Origin of the sequence: Nocardioides silvaticus (genome assembly GCF_003160695.1) — a bacterium.
Lineage (GTDB): Bacteria > Actinomycetota > Actinomycetes > Propionibacteriales > Nocardioidaceae > Nocardioides > Nocardioides silvaticus.
On record NZ_QGDD01000014.1, the window covers coordinates 1 to 24,308 of the forward strand.

Annotated in this window: 23 protein-coding genes; 14 read left to right on the top strand and 9 right to left on the bottom strand. The window is 72.1% G+C overall.

Annotation, left to right across the window (positions count from 1 at the left end; translation table 11 throughout):
• Together DJ010_RS21175 and DJ010_RS21180 are read left to right on the top strand one after the other, a co-directional pair.
• Nucleotides 1-107 (top strand): integrase core domain-containing protein (locus DJ010_RS21175; RefSeq protein WP_146207430.1); only part of this gene is annotated, 107 nt, incomplete at its 5' end.
• A 446-nt stretch (nucleotides 108-553) separates the two neighbouring features.
• Entirely contained in the window at nucleotides 554-1,915 is a 1,362-nt protein-coding gene (locus DJ010_RS21180) for an HNH endonuclease signature motif containing protein (RefSeq protein WP_109697451.1), read from the top strand.
• A gap of 113 nt (nucleotides 1,916-2,028) precedes the next feature.
• Here DJ010_RS21180 and DJ010_RS21185 read toward each other — a convergent pair whose 3' ends face one another.
• The gene (locus tag DJ010_RS21185) at nucleotides 2,029-3,054 is read right to left on the bottom strand and encodes a hypothetical protein (protein WP_146207431.1); all 1,026 of its coding nucleotides are present in this window, start codon (nucleotides 3,052-3,054) and stop codon (nucleotides 2,029-2,031) included.
• A 98-nt stretch (nucleotides 3,055-3,152) separates the two neighbouring features.
• On the opposite strand from DJ010_RS21185, the gene DJ010_RS21190 reads away from it, so the two are divergent.
• From DJ010_RS21190 to DJ010_RS21240, 11 genes are all read left to right on the top strand, one after another.
• On the top strand, nucleotides 3,153-3,515 hold the full coding sequence (locus DJ010_RS21190; RefSeq protein WP_109697453.1) for a YciI family protein: 363 nt from the start codon (nucleotides 3,153-3,155) through the stop codon (nucleotides 3,513-3,515).
• Between the two features lie 88 nt (nucleotides 3,516-3,603).
• Nucleotides 3,604-4,092: a hypothetical protein gene (locus DJ010_RS21195; RefSeq protein ID WP_109697454.1), complete on the top strand. Its 489-nt coding sequence runs from the start codon at nucleotides 3,604-3,606 to the stop codon at nucleotides 4,090-4,092.
• Nucleotides 4,093-4,174: 82 nt separating this feature from the next.
• Complete coding sequence (locus tag DJ010_RS22545; RefSeq protein WP_211318912.1) at nucleotides 4,175-4,360, top strand: hypothetical protein; 186 nt, start codon at nucleotides 4,175-4,177, stop codon at nucleotides 4,358-4,360.
• A 153-nt stretch (nucleotides 4,361-4,513) separates the two neighbouring features.
• On the top strand, nucleotides 4,514-5,971 hold the full coding sequence (locus DJ010_RS21205; RefSeq protein WP_109697455.1) for an MFS transporter: 1,458 nt from the start codon (nucleotides 4,514-4,516) through the stop codon (nucleotides 5,969-5,971).
• The gene (locus DJ010_RS21210) at nucleotides 5,968-8,172 is read left to right on the top strand and encodes a molybdopterin oxidoreductase family protein (RefSeq protein WP_109697456.1); all 2,205 of its coding nucleotides are present in this window, start codon (nucleotides 5,968-5,970) and stop codon (nucleotides 8,170-8,172) included. The genes DJ010_RS21205 and DJ010_RS21210 overlap by 4 nt, the downstream gene beginning before the upstream one ends.
• Entirely contained in the window at nucleotides 8,169-9,635 is a 1,467-nt protein-coding gene (locus DJ010_RS21215) for an FAD-dependent oxidoreductase (RefSeq protein WP_245927783.1), read from the top strand. Before DJ010_RS21210 ends, DJ010_RS21215 begins: the two co-directional genes overlap by 4 nt.
• Before the next feature lie 2 nt (nucleotides 9,636-9,637).
• Nucleotides 9,638-12,163, top strand: coding sequence for a nitrite reductase large subunit NirB (gene nirB / locus DJ010_RS21220; RefSeq protein WP_109697457.1), 2,526 nt, complete (start codon nucleotides 9,638-9,640; stop codon nucleotides 12,161-12,163).
• Nucleotides 12,160-12,510, top strand: coding sequence for a nitrite reductase small subunit NirD (gene nirD, locus DJ010_RS21225; protein ID WP_109697458.1), 351 nt, complete (start codon nucleotides 12,160-12,162; stop codon nucleotides 12,508-12,510). The genes nirB and nirD overlap by 4 nt, the downstream gene beginning before the upstream one ends.
• 14 nt (nucleotides 12,511-12,524) lie before the next feature.
• Nucleotides 12,525-13,637: a uroporphyrinogen-III synthase gene (locus DJ010_RS21230; protein ID WP_245927784.1), complete on the top strand. Its 1,113-nt coding sequence runs from the start codon at nucleotides 12,525-12,527 to the stop codon at nucleotides 13,635-13,637.
• 19 nt (nucleotides 13,638-13,656) lie between these two features.
• The gene (locus DJ010_RS21235; protein WP_109697460.1) at nucleotides 13,657-14,991 is read left to right on the top strand and encodes an MFS transporter; all 1,335 of its coding nucleotides are present in this window, start codon (nucleotides 13,657-13,659) and stop codon (nucleotides 14,989-14,991) included.
• Nucleotides 14,988-16,412, top strand: a complete 1,425-nt coding sequence (locus DJ010_RS21240) for a pyridoxal phosphate-dependent decarboxylase family protein (protein WP_109697461.1) — start codon at nucleotides 14,988-14,990, stop codon at nucleotides 16,410-16,412. Before DJ010_RS21235 ends, DJ010_RS21240 begins: the two co-directional genes overlap by 4 nt.
• Here DJ010_RS21240 and DJ010_RS21245 read toward each other — a convergent pair.
• From DJ010_RS21245 to DJ010_RS21265, 5 genes are read right to left on the bottom strand one after another with little or no spacing between them, the layout of a single operon-like run.
• Nucleotides 16,409-17,929, bottom strand: coding sequence for a sodium/solute symporter (locus DJ010_RS21245; RefSeq protein WP_109697462.1), 1,521 nt, complete (start codon nucleotides 17,927-17,929; stop codon nucleotides 16,409-16,411). The two genes, DJ010_RS21240 and DJ010_RS21245, sit on opposite strands and share 4 nt — an antisense overlap.
• Nucleotides 17,926-18,282 carry a hypothetical protein gene (locus DJ010_RS21250; RefSeq protein ID WP_245927786.1) on the bottom strand — a complete coding sequence of 119 codons (357 nt, stop codon included), beginning with the start codon at nucleotides 18,280-18,282 and terminating at the stop codon, nucleotides 17,926-17,928. Before DJ010_RS21250 ends, DJ010_RS21245 begins: the two co-directional genes overlap by 4 nt.
• 26 nt (nucleotides 18,283-18,308) lie before the next feature.
• Nucleotides 18,309-19,070 carry a LytR/AlgR family response regulator transcription factor gene (locus DJ010_RS21255; protein ID WP_109697464.1) on the bottom strand — a complete coding sequence of 254 codons (762 nt, stop codon included), beginning with the start codon at nucleotides 19,068-19,070 and terminating at the stop codon, nucleotides 18,309-18,311.
• Entirely contained in the window at nucleotides 19,067-20,203 is a 1,137-nt protein-coding gene (locus tag DJ010_RS21260; RefSeq protein ID WP_109697465.1) for a sensor histidine kinase, read from the bottom strand. Before DJ010_RS21260 ends, DJ010_RS21255 begins: the two co-directional genes overlap by 4 nt.
• Nucleotides 20,204-20,211: 8 nt before the next feature.
• Entirely contained in the window at nucleotides 20,212-21,123 is a 912-nt protein-coding gene (locus DJ010_RS21265) for a class I SAM-dependent methyltransferase (protein ID WP_109697466.1), read from the bottom strand.
• Between the two features lie 36 nt (nucleotides 21,124-21,159).
• Here DJ010_RS21265 and DJ010_RS21270 point away from each other — a divergent pair, with 36 nt between their 5' ends.
• Entirely contained in the window at nucleotides 21,160-21,888 is a 729-nt protein-coding gene (locus DJ010_RS21270; RefSeq protein ID WP_109697467.1) for an oxidoreductase, read from the top strand.
• Between the two features lie 337 nt (nucleotides 21,889-22,225).
• Here the strand turns inward: DJ010_RS21270 and DJ010_RS21275 are convergent, their stop codons facing one another.
• The 3 genes from DJ010_RS21275 to DJ010_RS21285 are packed head-to-tail and all read right to left on the bottom strand — an operon-like array spanning nucleotide 22,226 to nucleotide 24,259.
• Complete coding sequence (locus tag DJ010_RS21275; RefSeq protein ID WP_245927788.1) at nucleotides 22,226-22,459, bottom strand: helix-turn-helix transcriptional regulator; 234 nt, start codon at nucleotides 22,457-22,459, stop codon at nucleotides 22,226-22,228.
• A 4-nt stretch (nucleotides 22,460-22,463) separates the two neighbouring features.
• Nucleotides 22,464-23,324, bottom strand: a complete 861-nt coding sequence (locus DJ010_RS21280) for an ABC transporter permease (RefSeq protein WP_245927790.1) — start codon at nucleotides 23,322-23,324, stop codon at nucleotides 22,464-22,466.
• Nucleotides 23,321-24,259 (bottom strand): ABC transporter ATP-binding protein, encoded by a 939-nt coding sequence (locus DJ010_RS21285; protein ID WP_211318913.1) that lies wholly within the window; start codon nucleotides 24,257-24,259, stop codon nucleotides 23,321-23,323. Before DJ010_RS21285 ends, DJ010_RS21280 begins: the two co-directional genes overlap by 4 nt.
• Between the last annotated feature and the right edge of the window lie 49 nt (nucleotides 24,260-24,308).

Consider the following 24,308-nt stretch of genomic DNA (forward strand, 5'->3'; position numbering starts at 1 on the left):
CGCTGGCAGGATGGCTGCACCAGTACAACCACCACCGGCCCCACTCAGCCCTAGGTGGCCTCCCACCCATCACCCGGTTGGACAACCTGGCTGGACATCACAGCTAGGCGAGGGCGTATCGAGACGCCGCAAGCTGCCCGCGGCCTCGGGACCGTGGGTGGTAGCGCTACAGACGAATTACATGGCAGGGCGCCGTCATTGGTTGCGTGACTGTTCCCCCAAGCCCTGCGCCGGTGGCGGGAGGCCTGAGGTGCTCGTTGTGGTCGCGGCCGCGAACGGGAAGACGGATGGTCACGGTCGGCAGGCGGCTTGCGGTCGTCGAGTAGCCCTCGTGTTGGTCGTCGAGTAGCCCGCATTGGTCGTCGAGTAGCCCGAGCGCGCTAGCGCGAGGGCGTATCGAGACGCCGCAAGCTGCGTGGGGCCTCCGGGCTGCGAACGTCACGGACGACGTTCGAGCCACCTGTCGTCCACAATCCGATCGCGAGGAATCCCCTGTCCACAAGCGGCTTCCGGCCGCTTCGAACTGTCGGTGGTCCCATGTTGAATAGGCCTCATGGATCTCGGGACCGCCCCGCTCTTCGACCTCCCCGCCCCGCTGGGCGCGGTGGCCGTCGAGCCGGTGGCACCCGAAGCAGAGCCCGCGCCGCTGACCCGGTCCCAGGTGTTGCTCGCCGAGATCCGGCAGGACGAGCAGGTCATCCGCGACCGCGAGATCGCCAAGGTCCGCCACATCGCCGAATGGGCGCTCGAGCACGTCGTGGACGACGAGGCCGACGCCGCCACGCTCACCGAGCGTGGTCTGGACACCGGCCTCCCGCTGGCCGGCCCCGGCGCCCCGCTGATCTCGGACTTCGCGGTGATGGAGCTCAACGCCGTCCTGGGCCGATCCCTGGACTCCGGTCGCAACTACGTCGGCCAGGTCGTCGAGCTCTCCCACCGCCTCCCCCAGCTGTGGCAGCGGACCCTGGACGGACAGGTGCCGGTGTGGAAAGCGCTGCGGATCGCCGACCTCACCAGGTCACTCTGCGAGGACGCCGCCGCCTACGTCGACCGGCAGCTCGCCATCAGCGCCCAAGGCTGCACCTGGCCCCAGATCGACCGGCTCGTCGAAGAAGCCCTCGTCCGGTTCGACCCCGAAGCTGCTAAGGAGCGTCGGAAGGCAGCACAGGAACACCGCCACGTGGACACCGGTCTGGATGCGGCCGGGTTCAACGGCACCGCCAACGTCTCCGCCACCCTGGACGCTGCCGATGCCCTCGATCTGGAGAACGCCATCAGCCGCCGTGCGAAGCTGCTGGGTCAGCTCGGCGATGAAGACAACCTCGACGTGCGCCGGTCCAAGGCCCTCGGTGAGATCGCCCGCGAGGACCTCACCCTCGACCTGCACGTCGTCGACCCCGAGACCGGGGAGATCACCCGCACCGTCCCCGGACGGAAGACCGAGCTGGTGCTCCACCTGTCCGCCGGCGACATGACCGTCGGCAGGTTCGGCAATACCCGGACCCCGATCTCACCGGAGCAGATCAAGGACTGGCTCAACATCTCCGGCACCACCGTCCTCGTCAGACCCGTCGTCGACCTCGCCGGCCACCAGCCGGTCGACTCCTACGAGACCCCCGACCGAATCCGCCGTCAGGTCACCGAACGCGACCACCACTGCGTCTTCCCCCACTGCACCAAACCCGCAGCCCGCTGCGACCTCGACCACGTCGAACCCCACGTCGACGGCGGCACTACCTGTCCGTGCAACCTCGCCCCGCTGTGTCGAGGCCACCACCGGATGAAGACCGCCGGCCGAGCCGCCTACCGAGTGCTCCACCCCGGCACCTACCACTGGACCCTCGAGTCCGGCACCTACCTCGTCGACCCCACCGGCACCCACCGGTTGACCGGCACCTCACCGCCCGACCACTAGCTGCCGAGCCCCGAACCCCGCCACCGGCGGGGCTATCGGCACGCCCGCTGCGGTCGTCGAGTAGCGCCGAGCGCTCTGCGCGAGGCGCGTATCGAGACGCAGTCAGCCGCTCCTCAGGAGCCTGCGGGATGCTCCCGCAGCCGCAGCAGCTGCCCGGCCTCAGGCTCATAGGCGAGGCGCCCGGTGCTGACCCAGCGCTTCCCGACGTGAAGGCTGGGCGGCCCGTAGCCGGAGGCGTTGACGCCGTCGGGGATCTCGAGCCGCGCAAGCTCGGCACCCGAGCGATCCAGGACGTGGAGCTCGGAGTCGTCCTCGCAGGCGACGACGGCGAAGGAGCTGGACACCTCGAGGTAGGGGTCGTCGCAACGGTCGAGGGTGGTGGTGCGGTCGGTCCGCGTCGTGAGGTCGCGCACGCGCACGGTGGTGGGAGCGCCGTCGCCGTGGTCGAGCGAGGCGAGCAGCGGGCCGGAGACCGCCCACTGCTGGGCAGTCCCCTCCTCGCGCACCTTCCGTGGCGCGTCGGGAGCGAAGGACCACAACCGGGTGTGCTTGTCCGCACCGTCGTGCCCGATCCGGGAGGTCCGGAAGTAGAAGCGGCCGTCGCCGCCGTACTGCAGCGCGGAGGTGGCGGTCGCCCGTGGGTGGTGAGGGACGCTGGGAGCCAGGACCAGCCGGTGCTCGCCGGTGACGATGTCGTAGCGCAGGGCCGCCGGCCGCTGGACGCCATCCACGTGATGGACCCACGAGACCCACGCGACCCGCTTCGTGACCCGGATCAGCCGGGGGGAGCGGTCGTGGCCCTGCCAGAGCGTCGGCAGCGGTGTACGGTTGCCGGTACGACGATCGACCACCTCCACCGACGTCGGGGAGCTCTCCGCGCCGATCACGACACGGGGCCGCTTGTCGGAGGTCCAGGGAATGCCGACCACGCGGACATCCCCGGTCAGCTCGCGCCAGATCCGGCGGCTGGTGCCGGCTGCAGCAGGCTCAGCATCGTCGGCGGCCAGCACCGTCGTCGCCGAGGACGCCGGGTCCGAGTCGTCGGAGTCGGTCGCCATCACACCCCAGGCGACGGCCGAGCCGCCCGCGAGAGCCACGAACGCTGCGCCGACGACGAGCCACCTCCGAGATCTCCTCATTCCTCGATGTTCGCACGACCCTGTCGGATCGGGGTGCATCCGTTCGTGGAGTAGGTGAAGGTGGGCACTCGAGCCTGCCCGGACACGGAGGAGCAGTCATGGCGAAGTACCTCATCTACTTCAACCAGCAGTGGGTCGGTGACCACAGTGAGGAGTGGTTCCTGGGGAGAGTGAAGCCGTCGATGGCGGTCGTGGACGAGATGAAGGCGGCCGGTGTCTGGGTCTTCGCGGGCGGCCTCGAGGAGGGCGCACCGGTCTACAGCGCCGACGCCACCAGCGGCGAGGTCATGGTGACCGATGGCCCGTACGTCGAGACCAAGGAGCACCTCGGCGGCTTCTGCATCGTCGACGTGCCCGACGACGAGACCGCCAAGATGTGGGCGGGCAAGGTCGCGGTCGGGTGCGGCTGGCCGCAGGAGGTACGACGGATCGGTACGCCGCCCGACGTCGACGGGGACTGAATCACTGAATCCATCCGGATGGATGAATCAGGGGCGCCTCCTCGCGGGTCCGCTCCTCGTCAGTTCCCCCATCCGGAAGGAGTCCCTCGTGGACATCAACCGCATCCTGCTGAGCATCATCCTCGACCGCTTCCCCGAGGCCACCGACGCAATCTGGCCGCACGGCCCGCGCTTCGTGAACGAGCTCGAGAAGGTCGGCCTCAACCCGCAGCCGCTGCCCCCGGTCGACCTCGGCATCCGCTTCGGCAAATCGCTGGTGCACCTCGCGTTCGTCGCGGAGAAGACCGGACAGCGGGTCGTGCCGCTGGCGGAGTGGAGCAACGAGGACGTGCTCGACAACTTGGGCGCGCCCAACCCCGTCCTCGCCGCGCTGATCGCCGAGCTGGTCAAGCACGGCGGCCCGGTGCCCGACGACGAGCCGAAGCCGCACTGGAAGAACGAGGCGCTGTCCGGTGTCGTCCTCGGTCTCGCCACCGCGGGTGACGTCGTCGAGTCGGACGCGTTCCTGCGCGGTGCTTTCGACGCCGCGGTCGCCGGCATCGCCGACGCTCGTCAGGTGCGGCGCACCGCTGCCTGAAGCCCCGTGGCGTCGGTGGCAGGGACCGGGACTACTCAGCCGCCGGCGCCCACGGGTCCTCGCGCTGCCACACCTTCGGGAAGTGCAGGCTGACGCCGTCGGCAGCGGCGAGCGGCCCCAGCACCCGCAGGGTGGCGTCGAGGTCGTCGCCGAGGTAGGGCAGGAAGCGCAGCGGGCGGTCGAGCGGGCGGAAGAAGTCGTCCCAGTGGATGAGGACGACGCGGCGGGCGCGCCTCCGGCCGCGGGCAGGTCGAAGGAGGAGCGGTAGGGCTCGAGGCTGGGACGACCGAGGCGGCGCAGCGGCATGGAGCCAACGCTAGGGCGTGAGGCGGTGAGGAGCGTGAGGCCGTGAGGACAAGTTGACGGAAGGGAGACCGTCGGGCACCTCGGCAGGAAACGCCGGCGCTCCACGATCGATCGCATGACGCGACGAAGGTGGATCGACGACTGGGACCCCGAGGACGAGGCGTTCTGGGCCGAGACCGGCGCGAAGGTGGCGCGCCGCAACCTGGTCTGGTCGATCTTCTCCGAGCACCTGGGCTTCTCGGTGTGGCTGATCTGGAGCGTCAGCTCGGCGTTCCTGCTGGCCTCCGGGTTCACGTTCACCGCACAGGAGCTCTTCTTCCTGGTGGCGATACCCAACCTGGTCGGCTCGCTGCTGCGCGTGCCCTACACCCTCGCCGTGGGTCGCTTCGGCGGCCGCAACTGGACGATGATCAGCGCCGCGCTGCTGCTGGTGCCGACGCTTCTGTTCGCCTACGCGGTGACCAACCCCGGCACGCCGTACTGGGCCTTCTGCCTCATCGCCGCGACGGCCGGCTTCGGTGGCGGCAACTTCTCCAGCTCGATGGCGAACATCAACTTCTTCTACCCGACCCGGCTCAAGGGCGCGGCGCTCGGCCTCAACGCCGCGGGCGGGAACATCGGGGTGGCGATCATCCAGTTCTGCCTGCCGATCGTCGTCGGCGGCGCCGCGGTCTTCGGCCTGGTGAAGGCGTCCGACGGCGGCATCCACCTCGAGCGGGCGGCCCTCCTCTACGCCGGCCTGGCGATCGTGGCCACCGTCGCGGCGTACTTCTTCATGGACAACCTCGGCACCGCCAAGTCCGACGTCCGTGCCCAGCTGAGCGTGCTCAGGAACAAGCAGACGCTGATCATGGCGTTCCTCTACATCGGCACCTTCGGCTCCTTCATCGGCTACTCCGCCGCGATGCCGCTGCTCATCAAGCTGAACTTCTGGGTCCCCGAGCCGGCGCCGCTCGGCACCGGCATCTTCTTCGCCTACTACGCCTTCCTCGGGGCGCTCGTCGGCTCGGTCACCCGGCCGCTGGGCGGCTGGCTCGCCGACAGGTACGGCGGCGCGAAGGTCACCCTGGGTGCCTTCACCGGGATGATCGTCTCCACCGCGGCCGTGCTGTGGACGCTCCTCCAGGTGACCCCGAACCCGACGGCCGACGTGGCGATCGCCGAGGACAACAAGGCCTGGTTCCCGCTGTTCCTGGGGTTCTTCCTGCTCGTCTTCGCCTCGAGCGGAATCGGGAACGGCTCGACCTACAAGATGATCCCGGCGATCTTCCGGACCGAGGCCGGGCGGACCGGCGCGCCGGGCAGCCCCGAGCGGGCGGCGGCGGAGCTCAACGCCACCAAGCGCGCCTCGGCCGCGATCGGGATCATCGGTGCTGTCGGCGCGATGGGCGGCTTCCTCATCCCCCTCACGTTCAGCTCCCCGTGGGTGACCGCTCCCATGGACGCGACGAAGACGGCGTTCTTCATCTTCACCGTCTTCTACCTCGCCTGCGCGGTCGTCACCTGGGCCGTCTACCTCCGCAAGCCGCACCCGGCCAAGGCCGCCGTCAGCTACGCCGGCGTCGGCATATGACCCGCACCCACTGCCCCTACTGCAGCCTGCAGTGCGGGATGACGTTGGTCTCGACAAGCTCGACCACCGGGGCCGGCTCGACCACCGGGGCCGGCTCGACCACCGGGGTCGGCTCGACCACCGGGGCCGGCTCGACCACCACCCGGCGGGCGGCGGGCCTCGAGGTGCAGCCGTGGGCGGAGTTCCCGGTCAACGAGGGCGGGCTGTGCCGCAAGGGCTGGACGGCCACCGAGCTGCGCGGCCACCGGGAGCGGCTGACGACGCCGATGGTCAGGGACCGGGCGACCGGTGAGATCCGCGCGGCCGGTTGGGACGAGGCGCTCGACCTGGTGGCGGGGCGGATCAAGGAGCTCCGGACGGCGTCCGGGCCGGACAGCATCGCGGTCTTCGGCGGCGGCGGCCTCACCAACGAGAAGGCCTACCAGCTCGGCAAGCTCGCGCGGGTCGCGCTCGGCACCAGCCAGATCGACTACAACGGCCGGTGGTGCATGGCGTCGGCGGCGAGCGCCGGCAACCAGGCGTTCGGGATCGACCGCGGGCTGCCGTTCCCGCTGGCCGACGTCGAGCAGGCAGACGTGGTGGTGCTGGTCGGCTCCAACCTGGCCGAGACGATGCCGCCGGCCGCGCGCCACTTCGACCGGCTCCGCGGGCGCGGCGGGAAGCTGGTCGTGATCGACCCGCGGCTGACGACGACCGCCCAGCGCGCCGACCTGTTCCTCCAGCCGGTGCCCGGCACCGACCTCGCGCTGGCGCTGGGCGCGCTGCACCTGGTCGACGCGGCAGGTGCCGTCGACGAGGAGTACGTCGCGACCCGCACCCACGGCTGGGACGACGTACGACGCTCCGTCGCCTCCTGGTGGCCCGAGCGGGTCGAGCGCGTGACCGGTGTCGCCACCTCCGAGCTGCGTGCTCTTGTCGACCTGCTGACCAGCAGCCGCAAGGTCGTCATCCTCACCGCCCGTGGCGCCGAGCAGCACAGCCAGGGCACCGCGACCGTGCTCGGCTGGATCAACGTCGCGCTGGCGCTCGGCCTGCCCGGCACGCCGTACGCCGGCTACGGCTGCCTCACCGGCCAGGGCAACGGCCAGGGCGGCCGCGAGCACGGGCAGAAGGCCGACCAGCTGCCCGGGTACCGGATGATCGACGACCCCGCCGCTCGTGAGCACGTCGCGAGGGTGTGGGGCGTCGCGCCGGAGACCCTGCCCGGCAGGGGGCGGTCGGCCTACGAGCTGCTCGAGTCGCTCGGCGACGGCGGCGGTCCCCGCGCGCTGCTGGTCTTCGGCAGCAACATCGTCGTGTCCGCCCCCAACGCCCACCGCATCACCCGGCGGCTGGAGTCGCTCGACCTGCTCGTCGTCTGCGACCTGGTGATGAGCGAGACGGCCGCGCTCGCCGACGTCGTGCTGCCCGTGACCCAGTGGGCCGAGGAGACCGGCACCCTGACCAACCTCGAGGGACGGGTCGTCCTGCGCCAGAAGGCGGCCGAACCGCCGAAGGGCGTCCGCAGCGACCTCGAGGTGATCGCGGGACTGGCCGAGCGCCTGGTCTCGACCCCTTCGACCGGCTCAGGGACCGACGGGCCGACCTTCTCGACCGATCCCGAGGAGGTCTTCGCCGAGCTCGGCCGGGCGTCCGCGGGCGGGAAGGCCGACTACTCCGCCATCAGCTACGACCGGATCCGCGAGGAGCAGGGCGTGTTCTGGGGCAGCCCGCGGATGTTCACCGAGTCCTTCGCCACCCCCGACGGCCGGGCGCGGTTCGTCGTCGCCGAGCACACCGGTCCCGCCGAGTCGACCGACGAAGCGTTCCCGGTGCACCTGACGACCGGACGGGTGCTCGCGCAGTACCAGTCCGGCGCCCAGACCCGCCGCATCCGCTCGCTCCCCGACGACGGCCCGTTCGTCGAGCTCCACCCGATGCTCGCCGACCGCATCGGGGTCCGCGACGGCGAGCCGGTGGTCGTCCGCACCCGCCGCGGCGAGCTGACGGCACCGGCCAAGGTCGTCACCACGATCCGCCCCGACACCGTCTTCGTCCCGTTCCACTGGGTCGGCGCCAACCGGCTCACCAACGACGCGCTCGACCCGTCGAGCCGGATGCCGGAGTTCAAGGTCTGCGCCGCCTCACTGGGTCTCGCTACGTCCTCGCCCAGCGGCTCGGACTACTCGACCACCGATCGCGCCGCGGGACTGACCGCGTGAGGCGGCTGGTCGTGGTCGGCAACGGGATGGCGGCGACCCGTCTCGTCGAGGAGCTGGTGGCGCGGGTCTCGGCAGGCTCGACCACCCAGGAGTGGGCGATCACCGTCCTGGGCGACGAGCGGCGTCCGCCGTACAACCGGATCCTGCTCTCCGCCGTGCTCGAGGGCACCCACCGGCCCGAGTCGCTGACGCTGCGCGACGAGCAGTGGTACGCCGACCACGGCATCGACCTGCGTCTCGGCGCCCGCGTGCTCGAGATCGAGCCCCGGCTGCGGGACGTGATGCTCGTCGACGGCACCACGGTCGAGTACGACGCGCTGGTGCTCGCCACCGGCAGCATCCCCACGCTCCCGCCGATCCGCGGGCTGGTGCGCATGGACGGCACCCTCCACGAGGCCGTGCACGCGTTCCGGTCGCTCTCTGACTGCCAGGGCCTGCTGGCGGCCATCGGGGGTCTCGATACGGCCTCGCCCAGGGGCTCGGCCTACTCGACCACCGAAGGGCGCCGCGCGGTCGTCGTCGGCGGTGGTCTGCTCGGGCTGCAGGTCGCGCGTGCCCTCGGGGTGCGCGGCATCGCCACCGAGGTGGTCGAGGGCGCCGACCACCTGCTGCACCGGCAGCTCGGCAGCGCGGCGGGCCGGGTCCTCGCGCGCGACCTGGAGCGCCTCGGAGTCGCCGTCTACACCGGGGCACGGGCAGTCCGGCTCACCGACAACGCCCTCCGGCTGGACACCGGCGTGACCCTCGAGACCGACCTGGTGGTCCTCACCGCCGGGGGACGGCCGTCGACCGCGCTGGCTCGGCGGGCAGGACTCGAAGTGCGGCGCGGCATCGTCGTCGACGACCGGCTCACCAGCGTCTCCGACCCGGCCGTGCACGCGATCGGCGACTGCGCCGAGCACGACGGGAGGGTCACCGGCTTCGTCCCGCCGGCGTGGGAGCAGGCGAGCGTCCTCGCCGGCGTGCTGACCGACGAGCCGGTGAAGTACGACGGCAGCCGCGTCGTCGCGCGGCTCCGCGCCACCGACCTCGACGTCGCCGTCCTCGGCGACCCCGAGGCCGAGGTCCGCGACGGCGGCGAGGTCGTCGAGATGTCCAACCCGGTGCGCGGCTCGCACCGCAGGCTGGTCGTCCGCGACGGTCGGATCGTCGCCGGCGCCCTGGTCGGCGACCTCAACCGGATCGGTCTGATCACGCAGCACTACGACCGGCAGACGCTGCTCGGCCCGACCGAGCCCGGCGAGCTGCTGATGACCGAGCGCGCCCGGGAGACCGTCCGCCTCCCCGACGAGGCGGAGATCTGCAATTGCGCCGGTGTCACGGCCGGCGCGGTCCGTGCGTGCGCGTCGTTCGCCGACGCTCGCGAGAAGACCCGCGCCACCACCGGATGCGGTGGTTGCGCCTCGACCGTTCGCCAGCTCGTGGCTGAACAGTCCCGCCTCACCCCAGAAGGAGTGAAGTAGACATGGCACCCCAGCTCCGCAAGCAGCTCGTCGTGGTCGGCCACGGCATGGTGGGCCACCGGTTCGTGGAGTCCGCGATCTCCCGCGGCCTCACCGAGGCCTACGACATCACCGTGCTCGGCGCCGAGCCGCGGCCGGCGTACGACCGCGTCGCCCTCACCTCCTTCTTCGAGGTCGGCGCGGAGGCGCTGAGCCTTCTGCCGTCGGGGACGTACGACGACCCGCGGGTGCGTCTGCGCACCCACGCCGAGGTCGTGGCGGTCTCACCACGCCAGCGGATCGTCACCCTGGCCAGCGGCGAGGACCTGCACTACGACGAGCTGGTGCTCGCGACGGGTGCCGCGCCGTTCGTGCCGCCGGTGCCGGGCGCCGACCTCGCCAACGTCTTCGGCTACCGCACCATCGAGGACCTCGAGGCGATCCGCTCCGCGAGCAAGGGCGGCCGCCGCAAGGTCGGTGCCGTGATCGGCGGCGGCCTGCTCGGGCTCGAGGCCGCCAACGCCCTGCACCAGCTGGGCGTCGAGACCCACGTCGTCGAGCTCGCCCCGCGACTGATGGCGGTGCAGATCGACGACCTCGGGGGCCGGACGCTCAACCAGCACATCGGCAAGCTCGGCCTGACCGTCCACACCGGCGCGATGACCGAGGCGATCCTCGGCGACAGGAGGAACCGCGTCGAGCGGCTGGCGCTGAAGGACCGCAACCCGCTCGACGTCGACCTCGTCGTGTTCTCCGCCGGCATCCGGCCGCGGGACGCGCTGGCCCGGGCCGCCGGCCTCGACGTCGCCGACCGCGGCGGCGTGCTCGTCGACGGCTCGCTGCGCACGTCCGACGAGCACATCTGGGCGATCGGCGAGTGCGCGGCGGTGCAGGGCGTGATGTACGGCTTGGTCGCCCCCGGCTACGACATGGCGGAGATCGTCGTCGACCGGCTGCTCGGCGGGGCGGGCGAGTTCACCGGCGCCGACATGTCGACCAAGCTCAAGCTGCTCGGGGTGGACGTCGCCTCGTTCGGCGACGCGCACGGCACCACCAAGGGTGCGCTCGAGCTGACCTACGCCGACGCCCTGTCCGGGGTCTACAAGAAGCTGGTCATCAGCGAGGACGGCAAGCGGCTGCTCGGCGGCGTGCTCGTCGGTGACGCGGCGGCGTACGGCGTGCTCCGGCCAATGGTGGCCTCCGGCATGGAGCTGCCCGAGAACCCCGAGGAGCTGATCCTCCCGGCCTCCCGCGGCGGTGCGAACCTCGAGCTCCCCGACGACGCGCAGGTCTGCTCCTGCAACGACGTCACCAAGGCCGAGATCACGGCCGCCGCCGCCGACGGCACGATCACCCGCGCCGGCGCGACCTGCGGCTCCTGCAAGACGCTGGTGAAGAAGATCGTCGAGGACTACTTCGCCGCCACCGGCAAGGAGATCGACCGGTCGCTGTGCGAGCACTTCCGGATGACCCGGCAGGAGCTGTTCGACGTCGTCGCCGTCCACGGCTACACCCGGTTCGACGACATCGTCGAGGGCCACGGCACCGGCCGCGGCTGCGACATCTGCAAGCCGGCAGTCGCCTCGATCCTCGCCAGCCTGCTCAACCAGCACGTCCTCGCGCCCGGCAACCGCCAGCTCCAGGACACCAACGACGCCTACCTCGGCAACCTGCAGAAGAACGGGACGTACTCCGTCGTGCCCCGGGTCCCCGGCGGCGAGATCACCCCCGACAAGCTCATCGTCATCGGTCAGGTGGCCAAGGACTTCGGCCTCTACACCAAGATCACCGGCGGCCAGCGGATCGACCTGTTCGGCGCCCGGATGGAGGACCTGCCGGCGATCTGGAAGCGGCTCGTGGAGGCCGGCATGGAGTCCGGGCACGCCTACGGCAAGTCGCTGCGGACGGTGAAGTCGTGCGTGGGATCGACCTGGTGCCGGTACGGCGTGCAGGACTCGGTCGGACTCGCCATCGAGCTCGAGCTCCGCTACCGCGGGCTGCGCTCGCCGCACAAGCTCAAGGGCGGCGTCTCCGGCTGCGCCCGCGAGTGCGCCGAGGCGCGGTCGAAGGACTTCGGGATCATCGCCACCGAGAAGGGCTGGAACCTCTATGTCTGCGGCAACGGCGGCGCGATGCCGGCGCATGCGCAGCTGCTGGCGGGCGACCTGTCCAAGGAGGAGCTGGTCCGCTACCTCGACCGGTTCCTCATGTACTACATCCGCACCGCCGACCGGCTCCAGCGCACGTCGTCCTGGATGGACGCGGTGGACGGCGGCCTCGACCGCATCCGCGAGGTCGTCGTCGACGACGTGCTCGGCCTCGGCGACCAGCTCGAGGCGGCGATGGCACGGCACGTCGACTCCTACTTCGACGAGTGGAAGGCGACGATCGAGGATCCCGAGAAGCTCGCCCGCTTCGTGTCGTTCGTCAACGCGCCCGGCACGCCCGATCCCAACATCACCTTCCGCGAGGAACGCGGCCAGGTCCAGGCCGCGACCACCGACGGACCGGTGTCGCTCGGCACCACGATCCCGGTGGGTGCCCCGTGACGGCCGCGGTGCGGGAGGCGGTCTGCCGGCTCGACCAGATCGAGCGCGAGGGCGGCGTGACCGCGTTGGTCGCGGGCGAGGCGGTCGCCATCATCCGGACCCACGAGGACCACGTCTACGCGCTCTCCAACTACGATCCCTTCTCGAAAGCATCGGTCCTGGCACGGGGGATCGTCGGCACCCGGTCGGTGGACGGCGAGGACGTCCCGTTCGTGGCCAGCCCGATGTTCAAGCAGGCCTTCGACCTGCGGACAGGGGAGTGCCTCGATGACAGGGCGGTCGCAGTAGCGACGTACGACGTGCGCGTGGTCGACGGGGTCGTGGAAGTGGCGACCCGCACCCCGTGATGGAGGAGGAGTCGGTGCCGGAGCAGCCGCTGGCCGGGTTCACGATCGGGGTGACCGCCGCGCGCCGTGCCGAGGACCAGATCACGCTCCTCCAGCGGCGCGGCGCGAAGGTGATCCACGCGCCGGCTCTCTCCGTCGACCCCAACCGGATCGACGAGGTCGCGCTGCTCGCCGCGACCAAGGACGTCCTGTCGCAGCCGGTCGACATCTTCCTGGCGACCACCGGCATCGGCATGAAGTCCTGGCTGACCGCCGCCGAGCGCTGGGGACTCCACGACCAGCTGGTCACGCACCTGGCCTCGGCCGAGATCCTGGCCCGGGGCCCGAAGAGCGTCGGTGTGCTGCGCCGGTTCGGGCTGCGGGAGCTGTGGGCGCCGGAGTCGGAGGAGTTCGAGGACGTGTTGGCCCACCTGCGCGCCCGCGACCTCACCGGACTGCGGATCGTCGTCCAGGAGCACGGCCAGTCGCTGTCGATGGCCGCCCACGCGCTGCGCCGGCTGGGGGCCGAGGTCACTACCGTGACCGTCTACCGCGTGGACGCCGCCGCGGACCTCGAGCCGATGTTCGGCCTGGTCGAGGCCGTCGTCGCCGGCGAGGTCGACGCCGTGACCTTCACCGCCGCCCCGGCCGTCGCCTCGATGATGAGCGCCGCCGCGACCGCCGGCCATCGCGATGACATCATCAGCGCCTTCCAGGCCGACGTCGTCGCCTCCTGCGTCGGGCCGGTCACCGCCGCGGCGTTCGAGATGTGGGGCGTCCCCTCGATCTACCCCGACCGGTCCCGGCTCGCCGCCATGGTCAAGCAGCTCGAGACCGAGCTGCCCTCGCGCGCCGGCGGCACCTCGCTCGAGGTCGCCGGCCACACCCTCCTCCTCCACGGCGACGACGTGCTCCTCGACGGCGTCGAGGTCAAGCTCTCGCCCGCGCCCTACGCCGTCCTCCAGGCGCTGCTCGTCAACCCCGGCACCGTCGTCTCCCGCCGCGACCTGCTCGCCGCGCTGCCCTCCGGGACCGCCGGCTCGGAGCACGCCGTCGAGATGGCCGTCGCCCGGCTCCGCGCCGCCCTCGGCACCCGCTGCGTCCAGACCGTCGTCAAACGCGGCTATCGGCTCGCCGTCGCGAACTGACACCGTTACCGTTCCGCGCATGGCCAGGGAGGGGCTGCCGCGCGGCGTGCGGCTGGGGTACGGCGCGGGCTCGGTCGCCACCGGTGCGTTCGGCACCGTGCCGGGGCTGATGCTGCTGCCCTACCTCACCGACACCCTCGGCGTCGCCGCGGTCGTCGCCGGCTTCGTCGTGTTCGCGCCCAAGGCGTGGGACGTGCTGCTCAACCCGATGGCCGGCCGGATCAGCGACCGCACCGACGACCCGCGCGGCCCGCGTCGCCCGTGGCTGCTGCGCGCCGGGCTCCCGCTGGCCGTGGCGTTCGCGCTCATCTTCGCCGGACCCGACCTCGGCTCCGCCGCGGCCGACACCGCCTGGGTGCTGGTCTGCTTCCTGGCCGCGGCGACGGCGTACGCGTTCTTCCAGGTCCCCTACGTCGCCATGCCGGCCGAGCTGACCGAGTCCTACGACGAGCGCACCCGGCTGATGACCTGGCGGGTCGCGATCCTGGCGCTCACCATCATGGTGGCCGGTGCCAGCGCGCCGGCGATCCGGGACGCGGTCGGCGGGCGCGACGGTTACCGGGTGATGGGCGTGGTGATGGCGCTGGTCATCGCCGTCGGGGCGCTGGCTGCCTACGCCGGCACCCGCCGGGCCCCGGTCGGCGCCGTCAACCCGGGCACCGGGTCGCTCCGGGACCAGCTCGCGGTGGTCGCTGGTGCGCGGGACTTCCGGCTGCTGCTGACGACGTTCGTCGTCCAAGCGCTCGCCACCGGGTGCATGCTGGCCGGCGTCGACTACCTCGCGGACGACGTCCTCGAGCGGGACGGCGCCGCCACCCTCCTCTTCGTCTGCTTCGTCGGCCCGGCGCTGGTGCTGACTCCGGCGTGGGCCGCCCTGGGCGGCAGGATCGGCAAGCGCCGCGGCTACCTGCTGTCCTCAGTGGTGCTGGCCGCCGGCGCGACGCTCGCGGCGACGGCGCAGGTCGCGCCGTCCGCGGTGGTGTTCGCCGCGACCGCTCTCGTCGGGGTCGGCTACGCCGGCTGCCAGGTCTTCCCCCTTGCGATGCTGCCCGACGCCGCGGCGGTCGACGCGCGACGGACCGGGAGCAACCGGGTCGGTGTCTACACCGGGGTCTGGACCGCCGGCGAGACACTGGGCCTGGCGCTCGGCCCGGGGCTGTTCGCGCTGGTGCTCGCCCTCGGTGACTACCGGTCCGGGACCAGCGGCGACGTCGCGCAGCCGGACTCGGCCGTCACGGCGATCACCCTCGGCTTCTCGCTGCTCCCCGCACTGCTCGTCGTGGTCAGCCTCTGGTGGCTGGCGCGCTACCGGCTCGACGCCGACGAGGTGGAGCAGGCGATGATCGCGTCATGACCGACGTCCTCGCCCGGCTCGCCGCCCTGCGCGCCGACGACCTGCCGGTGCACACCGGACGCACCCTCGCCTACGTCTTCGACTCCGGGCTGCCCGAGGTCGACCGGGTCGCCCGCGAGGCGGTGGCCGCGTTCGCGGCGACCAACGGGCTGGACCCCACCGCGTTCCCCAGCCTGCTGCAGATGGAGAACGACCTGGTGGCGTTCGCCGCGGGTCTGCTCGACGCCCCGGACGGCGTGGTCGGGTCGGTCACCTCGGGCGGGACCGAGTCGGTGCTGCTGGCCGTGCAGGCTGCGCGCGACGGGACGCCGCACGTCGGCCGGCCGTCGATGGTCGTGCCCGACACCGCGCACGCCGCGTTCCACAAGGCGGCCCACTACTTCGGGGTCGAGGCGAGGGTGGTGCCGGTCGGCGACGACTTCCGCGCCGACGTCGCCGGCACGGCGGCGGCGATCGACGAGAGCACCGTGCTGGTCGTGGCCAGCGCCCCGTCGTACGCCCACGGCGTGGTCGACCCGGTGCCCGAGCTCGCCGCCCTGGCCGCGGAGCGCGGCATCCGCTGCCACGTCGACGCCTGCATCGGCGGCTGGGTGCTGCCCTACGCTGCGCGGCTCGGCCGGTCGGTGCCGTCGTGGACGTTCGCCGTCGACGGGGTGACGTCGGTGTCGGTGGACCTGCACAAGTACGGCTACGCCCCGAAGGGCGCCTCGCTGCTGCTCCACCGGGACGCCGCACTGCGAAGGGCGCAGCTGTTCGCCTGGGCGGACTGGCCCGGTTACACGATGCTCAACTCCACGCTGCAGTCCACCCGGTCCGGCGGACCGGTCGCGGGCGCCTGGGCAGTCGTGCAGGAGCTCGGCCACGACGGCTACCTCGAGCTGACCCGGAAGGCGCTCGCGGCGACCGACGCCGTCGTGGCCGCCGTCGAGGCCGCACCGGCTCTCCGGCTCGTAGCAGCGCCGGACTCGACCCTGGTCGCGTTCACGACCGACGGGACCTGCGACCCGTTCACCGTCGTGGACGAGATGCAGGCCCGCGGCTGGCACGTCCAGCCGCAGCTGTCGCACCGAGGGCGCCCGGCCTCGGTGCACCTGTCGGTGAGCGCGGCCACCCTCGACCACGCCGAGGAGCTGCGCGCCGCGCTCGACTCCTCCGTGACCGCAGCCGTCGCGAGCGGTCCGGTCGCCGTCGACCCCGGCGTCGCGGCCCTGGTCGCAGCCCTCGACCCGGAGACCCTGACCGACGCCGACTTCGACGGGCTGCTGGCCGCGGCCGGGATGGCCGGCGATCCCGCGGCCGGCGGGTTCGCCCTGCCCGAGCGGCGAGCGGCGATCAACGCCCGGCTGGACCTCGCCTCACCGCGGCTGCGCGAGGCGGTGCTGGTCGCGTTCCTCGACCGGCTGGCGCGGCCGGGCTCCTAGCCCGCCTGCTCCAACACCTCCGGTGTGTGCAGGCGCACGAGGAACCGCCGGGCGTGGGAGGGGGCGCGGGAGGGCGTGGCCAGCGAGACCAGGACCATCGTCGCGAAGGCGAGCGGCATGCTCCACGCGGCCGGTTGGGCGAGCAGCGCGGCGCCCCAGCCCGATCCCTCCACGCCGACCAGGTTGAGCACGGCGGCGCCACCGGCGCCGAGGCCGCCGGCGGCGAGACCGGCGAGGGCGCCGGCGTCGGTCAGGCGGCGCCACCAGATGCCGAGCATCAGCAACGGGCAGAACGTGGAGGCGGCGACCGCGAAGGCCAGCGCCACGGACCGGGCGACGCCGATGTTGGTGGAGAGGAGGGCGACGAGCACCGGCACCGAGACGGCGATCACCGCGGCGAGGCGGAAGGCGGCGGCCACCGAGGCGGTCGGTCCGCGCTCGCCGACGAAGCGGCTGGTGACGTCCTGGGTGATCACGCCGGAGACCGCGATCGCCAGGCCGGACGCGGTCGACAGGAACGCCGCGAACGCGCCGGCGGTGACGAGGCCGGTCAGCAGCTCGCCGCCGAGGCCGCTCATCATCAGCCGCGGCAGCTCGAGGACCAGCACGTCGGCGTGCCCCTCGGCGACCAGCTCGCGGCCGTAGACCCGGCCGAGGGCGGCGAACACCGGCGGCCAGACGTAGAACAGGCCGAGGAGACCCAGCACCACGAGCGTCGTACGACGTGCCGCCCTGCCGTCGGGGTTGGTGTAGAACCGCACGACCACGTGCGGCAGCCCCATGGTGCCGAGGAACAGCGCGATGATCAGCGAGTAGGTCGTGTAGAGCCCGATCGCCCCCTCGCCCGCGACCGGCACCGACCACGCGCCGTCCGACCCGCTCGGCGAACCGGGGCGCCCGTCGTCGAGCCAGACGACGAGCAGGACCATCGCGGGGACGAGCAGGGCCGTGAGCTTGAGCCAGTACTGGAAGGCCTGCACGAACGTGATCGACCGCATCCCGCCGGACATCACGTTGACGAGCACGACCACTCCGACGATGAGCGGCCCGACCCAGCGCGGGGCGCCGATCGCGGACTCCAGCGTCAGCCCGGCGCCCTGGAACTGCGGGAGCAGGTAGAGCCAGCCGACCCCGACGACGAGGAGCGAGCACGCGGAGCGCACGACCGTCGAGCCGAGCCGGGCCTCGGCGAAGTCGGGGAGCGTGTAGGCGCCGGAGCGGCGCAGCGGGGCGGCGACGAGCACGAGCAGCACGAGGTAGCCGGCGGTCCAGCCGACCGGGTACCAGAGCATCTCCGCGCCGCCGACGAGCAGCAGCCCGGCGACGCCGAGGAAGGACGCGGCCGAGAGGTACTCGCCGCCGATCGCCGAGGCGTTGAGCCGTGGGTTGACCGTGCGGGAGGCGACGAAGAAGTCGCTGGTGGTGCGGGAGAAGCGCAGCCCCCAGGTGCCGATCGCGATCGTGGTGACGGTGACGGCGAGGACGGCCACCAGGCCGGGCACGGCGTCGGCGTTCACGACGACTGTCCCGGGTCGGGTCCCTCGACCAGGTCGGCGAAGTCACGCTCGTTGCGCTCGACGCTGCGCACGTAGCGCCAGCCGACGAGCAGGAGGAACGGGTAGACCAGCCCGCCCAGCACCACCCAGGCGACCGGGATCCCGGCCACCCTGACGTCGCCGAGGTCGGGCCAGAGGTGGAAGACCAGCGGCAGCAGCCCGAGGGTGAGCGCGATCAGCACCAGCACCCGGAACGCGAGGGCGAGCTGCTCCTTGAGCAGCGACCGGAGGAAGACGTCACCCAGCGGCGTCTGCTCGTGCACGTCGCCGAGCCGGTTGCGCGGACCGCTGGAGTAGCGCGGGGGGCCGGTCACGCGCACCCGCTGCGGCCGCTGGTCGCTCACGAGTCCCGTGCCCGCCGCACCAGCACGTCGCGGAGCTCGCGGGTGTGCCGCCGGGCCACCGGCAGCTCCGCCTCGCCGACGAGCACCGAGCACCGGCCGCTCTCGGTGCGCAGCTCGTCGATGTGGGCGAGCGCGACGAGCAGCGAGCGGTGGATCCGGTGGAAGCCGGCCGAGCGCCACTCCTCCTCGAGCGTCGACAGGGGGATCCGCACCAGGTAGGAGTCGCCGCCGCGGGTGTGCAGCCGCGCGTAGTCGCCCTGCGCCTCGACGTAGGAGATCGAGCCGCGATCCACGAACCGGGTCACGCCGCCGCGCTCGACGGCGATCTGGGCGTCCTCGGGTGCCGAGCGCCGACCGCCGCCGGCCAGGACCCGGCGGACCGCCTCGGCCAGACGCTCCTCGCGCACCGGCTTGAGCACGTAGTCGACGGCGTGCAGCTCGAAGGCCTCGACCGCGTGCTGCTCGTGGGCGGTGACGAAGACGACCGGCGGCGGCTCCTTGAAGCGGCCGAGCACCTCGGCCAGCTCGAGGCCGCTGAGCCCCGGCATCTGGATGTCGAGGAACACCGCGTCGACGTCGGTCTCGCGCAGGATCCGCAGGCCCTCGGTCGCGGTGGCCGCGGTGACCACCGAGCTCACCCGGTCGTCGGCCTCGAGCAGGAAGGACAGCTCGTCGAGGGCCGGCTGCTCGTCGTCGACGACGAGGACGCGGATCCGGTGGTCGGGGTTCCCCCGGTGATCGAGCCTGTCGGGACTCACACCGTCACCCCCGGCGCGAACTTGGGCACGCGCACGATCACCTTGGTGCCGGCTCCCGGGGCGGTCTCCACGACCAGACCGTAGTCGTCGCCGAACGTCGCGCGCAGCCGCGCGTCGACGTTGCCGAGGCCGACCGAGTCGAGGGCGGCGTCACCGGCCAGCGCGCGTCGTACCTTCTCGGGGTCCTCGCCGACGCCGTTGTCCTCCACCTCCACCACGCACTCGTGGCCGCGGTCGTGCGCGACGATCCGCAGGTGCCCGGCGCCCTTCGCAGGGTCGGAGGCCTCGAGGCCGTGGCGGACGGCGTTCTCCACCAGCGGCTGGATGCAGAGGAACGGTACGACGACCGGCAGCACCTCGGGGGCGACGTTGAGCGTCACCTGGAGCCGGTCGCCGAACCGCGCCTGCTCGAGCAGCAGGTAGCGCTCGATCGAGCGCAGCTCCTCGGCCAGCGTGGTGAACTCGCCGTGCCGCCTGAAGGAGTAGCGGGTGAAGTCGGCGAACTCCAGCAGCAGCTCGCGCGCGCGGTCGGGGTCGGTGCGCACGAAGCTCGCGATCGCGCCGAGGGAGTTGTAGATGAAGTGCGGGCTGATCTGCGCCCGCAGCGCCTGCACCTCCGCCTCCATCGCGCGGTTGCGGCTCGCGTCGAGCTCCGCCAGCTCGAGCTGGCCGGACACCCACTGCGCCACCTCCTCGGTGGCGCGGACCAGGCCGGCGGTGATGGTGGCGGCGTAGGCCTGCACGGTGCCGATGACCCGGCCGTCGACGACCAGCGGGCTGATCACGCCGGTACGTACGGCGCAGCCGGCGGTCGAGCACGGCAGCTGCTCGGGCTCGACGGTCCGCGTCCACCCGCGCGTCGGCTCGGGCCCGGTCGGCGCGAGCAGCATCGCCGCCAGCGCGCCGGCCTGCGGCTCGTGGTGGCCGCCCGACCCGTCCCACGCGAGCGTGGAGGCGGTGTCGGTCAGCGCCAGCGCCGGGGTGCCGAGCAGCGTGCGCAGGTGCTTGATCGCGCGCTCGGCGCTGTCGGCGGTGAGCCCCTCCCGCAGCGCCGGGGAGGCGAGCGACGCCTGGTGCAGCGCACGGAACGTGGCCCGGTCGGCCTCGGTCCCGAGATGCCCGCGTCGCCGCACGACCGGTCCTACCGGAAGTCGATCAGCAGCACTCCGGAGTCGTCGTCGGTCGGCGGGTCGACGACGTCGGAGAGCTGGACCGCGTCGACCTCACCCAGGAGAGCGACCGGCTGGGTGGCCTCTCCGACGTACTCGTCGGCGGTCTCAGGCGCTGCCGACTGCGGCTTGATGCCGACGACCGCGCGGTAGCAGTGGGTGAGGTAGGGCAGCTGCATGCCGTCCATGCCGCGGCCGTAGTCGTCGTAGAACGCCAGCACCTCGCGCAGCTTGGCCTCGCGGTCCTCGACCGGCAGCGTCGCGACGTTGGAGCGCGACAGCACCAGGTCCTGCACCGAGGAGCGGTCGATGGTCTGCCAGTGCTTGAAGGTCTCGTGCTCGACCGGCCCGAAGTACGGCGAGCTCTCGAGCTCCTCGCCCGGCCCGGCGCCCTGCTCCTGCGAGCCGATGACGCGACCGAGCCGCTTGACCCACGGGATCCGCTCGTCACGGATGTTCCACACCAGGCTCAGCGAGCCGCCGCGCTTCAGCACCCGGGCGATCTCGGGCAGCGCGCGCTCGTGGTCGAACCAGTGGTAGCTCTGCGCGGCGATGACGATGTCGAACGTGCTGTCCGGGACCGGGATCTCCTCGGCCGTCGTCTGGGAGATGCGGGTGACGACGTAGTTGCGGGACAGGAGGTCCAGCATCCCCGGGTCGGGGTCGGTCGCGTGCACGTCGTGGCCGAGCGCCACCAGCTCGCGGGTCAGCTTGCCCGTGCCGGCACCGAGCTCCAGCACCGACAGCGGCTCGTCGCCGGTCAGCCAACGAGCGGCCTCGACCGGGTAGCCCGGCCGGCCGCGCTCGTAGGCGTCGACGACGCTGCCGAAGCAGAGCGCGGGGTCCGGGCTGTCGGCTGCGGGGGTGGGGTCGTCGGGTGCCATCGGGACTCACCGTAGTGCCTCGGTAACGTTCTTCCGGTGAGCGCGGACCCCTTGGCATGGCTGGTGTCGCTCGAAGGCGTCCCGTCGGCCTTCGCAGGGGCGCGTGACGGCATCGACGTGGTGCTGCGGGACCGCGGGCTGCGTCGTACGTCCCCGGAGATGACGGCCGAGTCGCTGCTCCGCGGCGCCCATGCCAGCGGCGTGCTCGAGGGCTCCGCGTCGACGCTGGCCGAGGTGCGCGACGGGCAGGGCGACGAGATCTCCGCCGACGCGGTGCGGGTCTCGACCGAACTGCTGGCGCTGATCCCCGTCGTACGACGTGCGCCGCTGCAGGCCTTCGCCCGTCTGCACGCCCTCGCCGGCCACGGCACGCTGCCCGCCGACCGGCTCGGCCGCCCGCGGGACGCCGAGTCCGCCGGGCTGCTCCGCACCGTCGCCGACCTGGTGACCGCGACGACCGAGGCGCCCGCCCTCGCCGTCGCCGCCGTCGTGCACGCCGAGCTGGTCGTCAACGCGCCGTTCCCCTCGCACAACGGCATCGTCGCCCGCGCGGCCGAGCGGCTGCTGATCGCCACGAAGGGCGTGGACGAGAAGTCGCTCGTCGTCCCCGAGGCCGCCCACCTCGCGCTGCGCGCGGAGTACGAGTCGAACCTCCGCGGCTACGCCAGCGGCAAGTCTTCGGGCATCCACTCCTGGCTGCTCTACACCGCCGAGGCCTACGCCGCCGCCGCGGAGGCGAGTCCGTTGGTCCGCAGCGCCGAGTAGCCCGCTTGGTCGTCGAGTAGCCCGAGCCGCTAGGCGAGGGCGTATCGAGACGCCGCGGCGGGCCGCCGGAGACACGCTCGGCCAAATATGCTGGTGGCACCCGAGCCTTAGTTCTCTCGGATGCCACCGCTGACACATGTGCCCGTCGGCTACCAGGCGTGCATCGGATATGCCGTCCCGAGAGTGTCTCGGTGACTGGCGCCCTGTTAGGAAGGGTAGATCGCCGCGTGGGTACCTGGGCCATGTGCTGCTCTTGAGTTCTGATTCCTTTGTACGCCGGACTCGAAGCACCTTCAAGGGTTGACTTTGGGGAGAGTTCGAGCGGTCGCGGTCGGTCTCACTCTCCGAGCCGTTTGAACGGACTGGTCGAGAAGACGACCTCGACGGCGACGTCGAAGTACGCCGCGATCCGGAACGCGAGGTGGAGCGAGGGGTGGTACTCGCCGCGTTCCAGGTAGCCCACCGTCTGGTAGTGCACGCCCAGCGCGTCGGCGAGCTCGCGGCGACTGATCCCCCGCTCGGCGCGCAGCATCGCGATCCGGTTGTAGACGGTGTCCGTGTCGCCCGCCACCGGCTCAGTACCCCTGGGCCATGACGCGCTCGCGCGCGGCGGCGACGACGGAGCCCGACTGGCGGCGGGCCATCCGGCGCAGCACGGCGGGTGCGATGGCGAACCCGACGACGGCCCAGATGCCGAGGACGCCGAACATCTCCAGGGTGCGCCAGGAGTCGCCGATCTCCGCGGTGACGAGGTCGGACGGGAGCATCGCCGACCGGGTGCCGAGGCCGAGCCAGTAGAAGGGGAACGCCTGTCCGACCCACTGCAGCCAGGTGGGCAGCGCGGTGATCGGGTAGAAGATGCCCGAGACCGAGATGAGGACCATCGAGGCCAGGAAGATCAGCATCGACTGGGCACTGGAGCGGAACAGCGACCCGAGGGCGACGCTCATCGGGACGGTGGCGACCATGCCGGCCACGAACAGCACGGGCAGCAGCAGCGCCGTACGTCCGTCGATGCGCAGCTCGTCGGCGACGGTGACCGCCGGGATGGCGAGGACCATCAGGCTGACCAAGGTGCCCAGGGAGAACATGACGGTCTTTCCGACCAGGTAGCCGATCATGCCGTCGGGCGTCGCCTTCGCGCGGAGCAGCGTGCCGTCCTCGCGGTCCATCGCGATCTGGTTGGCCGGACCGGCGAGCCCGCCGAACGCGATCGTCATGCCGACGATGCTCGGCAGCACCATCGCGCCCAGCTCGAAGTCGGTGCCGGGGACGGTGCTGCCCCTCATGAAGAGCAGGACGACCGCGTAGATCACCGGGAACGCGAAGAACCAGACCAGGTCTGTCGGGTCGGTCAGGGAGTACCTGGTCTCACGCCACCCGCGGACCAGCCCGGCCCGGACGGCGACGCGGCGCGCTTCGGACGGGATGCTCACGGCGAGACCTCCGCTGGTGCGTGGGTGTGCTCCCGGCCGCTCTCGACGCGCTGGACCAGGGCGAGGTAGGTGTCCTCGAGGTTCGCGCGCCGGACCTCGAGCTCGGTGGCGTCGGGGTGGCTGGCGAGCAGCCGGCGGACGAAGTCGGTCGGGTCGCGCTCGGCCACCGCGTGCACGTGCCGCTCGCCGCCGGCGGTCCAGCGGACCTCGGCGTTGTGGGCCAGCGTCCGGGCGAGCTCGTCGGGGCTGCCGTCGGCGATGATCGTGCCGCGGTCGAGCACGAGGATCCGGTCGGCCAGCTTCTCGGCCTCGTCCAGGTCGTGCGTCGTCAGCAGCACCGTGGTGTTCTCGAAGTCGGAGAGCCGGTGCACCAGGTCGTGGAACTCCCGGCGCGCGTGCGGGTCGAAGCCGGCGGTCGGCTCGTCGAGGAAGACCAGCTCCGGCCGGCCCACGATGCCGATCGCGACGTCCAGCCGACGGCGCTGCCCGCCGGACAGCTTGAGGACCTTGGCGTCGGCCTGGTCGGTCAGGCCGACGGCGTCGAGGAGCTCGTCGACGTCCCAGGGGCGGGTGACCTCCGCCGTCGAGTACGGCGTGTAGAAGCGGCTCAGGTAGTCGAGCAGCTCCCGCACGCGCCAGCGGCCGTGGTCACGCCAGGACTGGAGGACCACGCCCACCCGGGCGCGCCACTGCTCGTCGCCGTGGACGGGGTCGGAACCCAGCACCGACACCTCGCCCCCGGAGCGGCCGCGGAACCCCTCGAGGATCTCGATGGTGGTGGTCTTGCCGGCGCCGTTGGGACCGAGCAGCGCGAGCACCTCGCCGGGCTGCGCGGTGAACGAGACCCCGGCCAGCACCTCCTTGGTGCCGTAGGTCATCCGCAGGTCACGGACGTCGAGGACGGGAGCGCCTGTCGTAGGACCAGGATCGGACATAGCAGACATGCTACATCTGGTCGAAGGGCTAGGTCACCCCTCGATCGAG

What these genes read in the sequence shown, in the direction of transcription:
- DJ010_RS21285 (WP_211318913.1), bottom strand. Translation starts at nt 24,259, where the DNA reads ATGTCCGATCCTGGTCCTACGACAGGCGCTCCCGTCCTCGACGTCCGT.
- DJ010_RS21190 (WP_109697453.1), top strand. Translation starts at nt 3,153, where the DNA reads ATGGCGAAGTACCTCATCTACTTCAACCAGCAGTGGGTCGGTGACCAC.
- DJ010_RS21185 (WP_146207431.1), bottom strand. Translation starts at nt 3,054, where the DNA reads ATGAGGAGATCTCGGAGGTGGCTCGTCGTCGGCGCAGCGTTCGTGGCT.
- nirB (WP_109697457.1), top strand. Translation starts at nt 9,638, where the DNA reads ATGGCACCCCAGCTCCGCAAGCAGCTCGTCGTGGTCGGCCACGGCATG.
- DJ010_RS21205 (WP_109697455.1), top strand. Translation starts at nt 4,514, where the DNA reads ATGACGCGACGAAGGTGGATCGACGACTGGGACCCCGAGGACGAGGCG.
- DJ010_RS21265 (WP_109697466.1), bottom strand. Translation starts at nt 21,123, where the DNA reads ATGGCACCCGACGACCCCACCCCCGCAGCCGACAGCCCGGACCCCGCG.
- DJ010_RS21240 (WP_109697461.1), top strand. Translation starts at nt 14,988, where the DNA reads ATGACCGACGTCCTCGCCCGGCTCGCCGCCCTGCGCGCCGACGACCTG.
- DJ010_RS21235 (WP_109697460.1), top strand. Translation starts at nt 13,657, where the DNA reads ATGGCCAGGGAGGGGCTGCCGCGCGGCGTGCGGCTGGGGTACGGCGCG.
- DJ010_RS21180 (WP_109697451.1), top strand. Translation starts at nt 554, where the DNA reads ATGGATCTCGGGACCGCCCCGCTCTTCGACCTCCCCGCCCCGCTGGGC.
- DJ010_RS21210 (WP_109697456.1), top strand. Translation starts at nt 5,968, where the DNA reads ATGACCCGCACCCACTGCCCCTACTGCAGCCTGCAGTGCGGGATGACG.